3 protein-coding genes are annotated in these 4686 nt (G+C 46.2%); all 3 read right to left on the reverse strand.

The features are described 5' to 3' along the window. Nucleotides 1-760 (reverse strand): ABC transporter substrate-binding protein (locus AC1DUO_RS23440; protein WP_477988993.1); only part of this gene is annotated, 760 nt, incomplete at its 3' end. A 355-nt stretch (nt 761-1115) separates the two neighbouring features. After that, nucleotides 1116-3971 (reverse strand): glycosyl hydrolase family 18 protein, encoded by a 2856-nt coding sequence (locus tag AC1DUO_RS23445; RefSeq protein WP_477988995.1) that lies wholly within the window; start codon nt 3969-3971, stop codon nt 1116-1118. Between the two features lie 267 nt (nt 3972-4238). Continuing rightward, nucleotides 4239-4376 (reverse strand): AlpA family phage regulatory protein, encoded by a 138-nt coding sequence (locus AC1DUO_RS23450; RefSeq protein ID WP_081481102.1) that lies wholly within the window; start codon nt 4374-4376, stop codon nt 4239-4241. Nucleotides 4377-4686: the final 310 nt, after the last annotated feature.

Genomic DNA, 4686 nt, shown 5'->3' on the forward strand with positions numbered 1-4686 from the left:
CTTCAAAGGTGAAGTATTTCTTTTCCAGCGTCTTATAAGTGCCGTTTTTGTGTATTTCTGCCAGTGCATTATTGATCAGTGTCAGATGTGCCTGATCATCCTTACGCAGTCCGATGGCCGTGCCTTCACCCAAATAACGGGTGTCGTTTAATGGCTCCCCGGCGAAGGCATAACCTGTGCCTTCCGGGGTTTTCAGGAAGCCCGTTTCTGCGGCGGCGGCATTGGTCAGCGTCACGTCTATGCGACCTGATGCCAGATCCTGATTCACGAAATCCTGATTCTGATAGGAAACCACATCCACGCCTTTTTTCTGCCATTCGCCCTGGGCGTAGGCTTCCTGTGTAGTGCCCTGAGCAACACCCACCGTTTTTCCTTTCAGTGAATCGGCTGTGGGTTGCAGGCCGCTCCCTTTCTTCGCGATCAGCACACTTGGCACGTGGTAAAGCATGTCGGAGAAAGTGACCTGCGTTTTACGTTTTGGTGTCATGGACATTGCAGAAAGTACCGCATCAAACTTTTTAGCATTCAGCGCTGGGATAATGCCGTCATAGGCGGTTTCGACCCACTCACATTTCACTTTTGCCTGCTGACAAATGGCGTTACCTAAATCGATATCAAAACCGACCAGCTTGCCATCTGGCGCTTTTGATTCAAAAGGTGGAAATGACGGATCCACACCGAAACGCAATGTCGTCTCCGCATGTGCCAGCCCGCTGGTGGCCGATAATGCCGCGATGATCAGCAAGGGGATTTTATTCACAATTGTTCTCCGGTGGTGCCCAATAAAAACAAACCCCCGCCCGGCTGCGGCGAGGGTAAAGGAATTATTCATATTTTGAATATGACGATTGCGATATCTAGGGTCAAGCGCCAATCTTATCGTCAAAATGGTCATTAGCGTGACATAGGGGGTATTGGTTTTTGGGCAGAGTAAGTGAGGGTTTTACCGGGTCTATAGCGGCAGAGGGGCTGCGTTTATTCTTAAAAACAACAGGATAAATATTCCAATGTCTGAAGATATCAGGCAAAAAAATCGCCTTTACCCACAGGAGTAAAGGCGATTGAAGGTCTGCATTTGACTTAAGATGACATTGTCAAAGACCGTTCATGGAAGATTACTTGGCTTTATCGATGAAGACTTTTAATGAAGAGGCTTTGTTATCAAATGACACTGCGCTAAGGTCGGGAATCTTTTGACCTGATTTCACATCAACATAAGACCCTTGATAGTCACGCTCAGAATACAGGCGGACGGTATAACCCTCAGCAACCTCTATTTGGGAGATGACATTATCGTAAGTATCTCTATAATCGCCCCTTTTTTCGGCGCTGAGCCGTGGAATATCCCCGTAAATCTGTAAGAACCCGCCACGATCATAGCTTGCTTCACGAGCTTCTGCTTTAACGACCTGAACAGAGGAGACTGCTTTGTTCATTTCGCTGAGATACCTGGTCAGATCATATTGAGATGAAGATGGAAATAGGTTCGAAGTTCCTTTGAATTGACATTCTGTGAATAAACGCACCCCCAACGAACTTTCTGGTATCGTAAAGGACGACACTTGATCATTGGCGTCAGTACCGTTTTTCATCTTAACACCGTTTAAGCAATCGATGTCCCCAGTGACTTCCAGGCTATCGCCAGTATAACCAGCGTTCTGGAACAGGGTGACTTTAAGACCGGTCACAGGCTCTGGCTGCGGTTCTGGCTCAAAGCTGGTGACCACCATTTGGGCCACAACTGCCGGATTAGGTGACACACGCTGAATGACAATGGTTTCACCGATAGAAATGTCTTTTTCATCCGACTTAACGTGTGAAATAGCGCCATCTACAGTCTCGGTACTGTAATCACATTTGCCATTATCGCAGTTGAAAATATAGTTGCCTCTCTTGCTATCATTAACGATTTTAGCAACATAAGAAGAACCATCTGCGCTGTGGAGTTTTTCTTTATCAAAATCAACGAAAATATACGGCACGTTATTGATTTTCGACACACTCATCGACTTCACGCTGCCATCAGAGATCACCGGGTTATTACCGTCGAGCATATCCTGCGTGACCGTAATCTGACCAAGAACAGCCTGATTCGGGTACTCACGTTTGACCGAAATGACAGAACCTACTGCCAGGCGGCTTTCAACATCCCCTGTACGGAATGAAGCTTCTTTACCTAAACTTTTCTTGTTGCTGTAGTAATAGTGAGTGCCTTCTGTGCCGAAAAGATATTTCCCGTCAACATAGGCTGTATATGCCGTGCCACTCGTAATTTTGCTGGAATCGAGATTCATGTAAACACGTGTTTGACCATCATCCACGCTGACCAGAATAGCTTTCAGATCGGTCTTATCGATAACCGGATCTTCATCTGGTACTGGGACATCGGAATCATCCGGAAGCGGCGTGTTTTTCACTTCTTTAACGATATTACCCAGTTCGTGTTCCGGAGTATCGCCACTGATATCCCACAGGATCGCACCACCGAAGCCCTGATCGAGAATGTAATCTACTTTTTCATCAATGGACTGCGGATCGTCATAGGTCAGGAATTCTTGCTTGGTTTTGCTGTAGAGATACGGAACGTGTGACTCTGGGTCCCAATAGCGCGTGTATTCGCCACTGGCCAGTTTTTGCTTGAGCACATACCACGGGTTGGTACCTGTAAACTGATCCGCATCATCCCATGCACCTTTTACGGTTGCCGCGCCGGTGTTAAACATGCCCGGCAAACCAGGAATGAGTTCTGTACCCGGCACATGGCCCCAGCCACGACCATAATATGGGATTCCCATCATCAGCTTGGTTTTCGGCACATTCCAGGTTTCGACATAGGCCGTCATGGTGTCAGCCACGTTCAGATCTTTATCTTCATCATGGCTGTTTTCATACAGCGGTGCGTTATGACCGGTTAGCGGATCGAAGGCACCGTGGATGTCATACGCCATCACGTTCACGCTATCCAGCAATGGCGTGGTTACCGCCGGGTTGATGAACTGAATGTTGTTGTGATTAGTGGTGACCGCCGCAGAAAGTTGATAATACTTATCATCTTTCAGACCTTGCGCATCCAGTTTGGTACGCAGCGACTGGATTAGTTTAGTGAACTGGTTTTTCTCAGCTTCGGTATTCGGATATTCCCAGTCAATGTCGAGGCCGTCGAAATGCCATTGTGCCATGTAGCTGACCATGCTGTTGGCCAGTTTCTCAATACCTGCATCCGTGGCGGTTGCCGCTTCGAAGACACCTTCCTGGGAGTTATTCCAGCCACCGACAGAAATCATATGCGCCACGTTGGCCGCTTCAGTCCGTTTATCCAGGTCTTTAATCAGTCCTGGGGCTTTATCGGTGTCATGCATGGTCACCACACCGTTTTTCACCACCGCAAAACCGTAGTTCAGGTGGGTCAGACCAGAGTAGTCCACTTTATCAGGGGTAAAGAAGTTATGGGCTTCATACACGCCCCATTCCGGGAAGTAACCAATCACTTWACGCTGTGCAGCTACGTTGGCTTTTTCACGGTTCTGCAGATCGATAGCGTCCTGGCCGGTATACGGCGTGAACTGGAAGCTGATGTAAGGCTTGATGTTAATAGCATCACCGGATACCCATACTGGATCGGTTCCCGGGCTAATACCCTGGTCAACCCACCATTGTGCAGTCCAGTAGTATCCCAGGAAGCGAACGGTATCGCCGCCTTTATAGGTGCGGTTTGGATCGTAATCCTCAGAAATAATAGCCAGTTCCTGTTTTGGCGCGACTTGCGCTAAGACAGTACCTGGGAAGTTGTTTTGCGATGCGTTGGTATACGCAGTCCAGGTGTGACCACCATCTTTGGTGATCATCATTGAGTAATCGAGGCCGGAGAAGGTGTTAGTCTGATCGCTTGCCGTCACAGTGGCGGCAGACGAAATTATTGGGAATCCAATAGCAGAAAACAGGATTGCTTTAGTTAATTTATTTAAGCGCATAGGTGACTTCCTAATTTGTCTATAAACTCGTTTATTAACAAGGATACAAGAAATACGCGCCTTTATATCATTTGCATTATTTGCATAGTATTTAATTATATATTAAGAATGAGTAAATTAAACTTACCCTTAATCATGTGTATTTAAATAATAAAGGTACTCGCATCATTTAAATAAATGTTTTGGCTGCCAATTATAAATAAATGTGATTATTGGGGGGGGGCTGAACTCACGATCAGCCTCTCGCCATCCCACCAACTGACTCCCTCAAGACCTTGTTTTTGGAAACGTTGGGCCAAAGCGGGGAGGTTTTGGGTTCATCCGGTCATAAATTGTGGATCTGGAAAGACCCATTTTGAGCGCGACAGCGGGTAAGCGGAGAACCTTAACATTAGATGATGTCATGGCTTATTCTCCTGAATCATATTGGTTTGGATGCAGGAAGATTAGGGATGTGGTGGTTTTTAAAAATATTTTTGCTTTCTCATTTTTTTATTGAAAGCCGCAAGTACTTAATTTTTTATTTTAATGAAAATTAATTTCAAAGGAACTTACGGTTTTTTGATTAAAAGCTTCGACGATGTACGTGGGATCATACCAGATTGGGTACAAAATACGCCATGGGAATCAGTGAGGTCCATGTTGGACTATGAAAATACTGATATTCAGCTTTTATCAGAACAGCTCACTGATGAATTCACCCCGACGGACCTTT

It is taken from the genome of Rahnella sp. P4_A8 (assembly GCF_056402435.1).

What these genes read in the sequence shown, in the direction of transcription:
- AC1DUO_RS23450 (WP_081481102.1), bottom strand. Translation starts at nt 4,376, where the DNA reads ATGACATCATCTAATGTTAAGGTTCTCCGCTTACCCGCTGTCGCGCTC.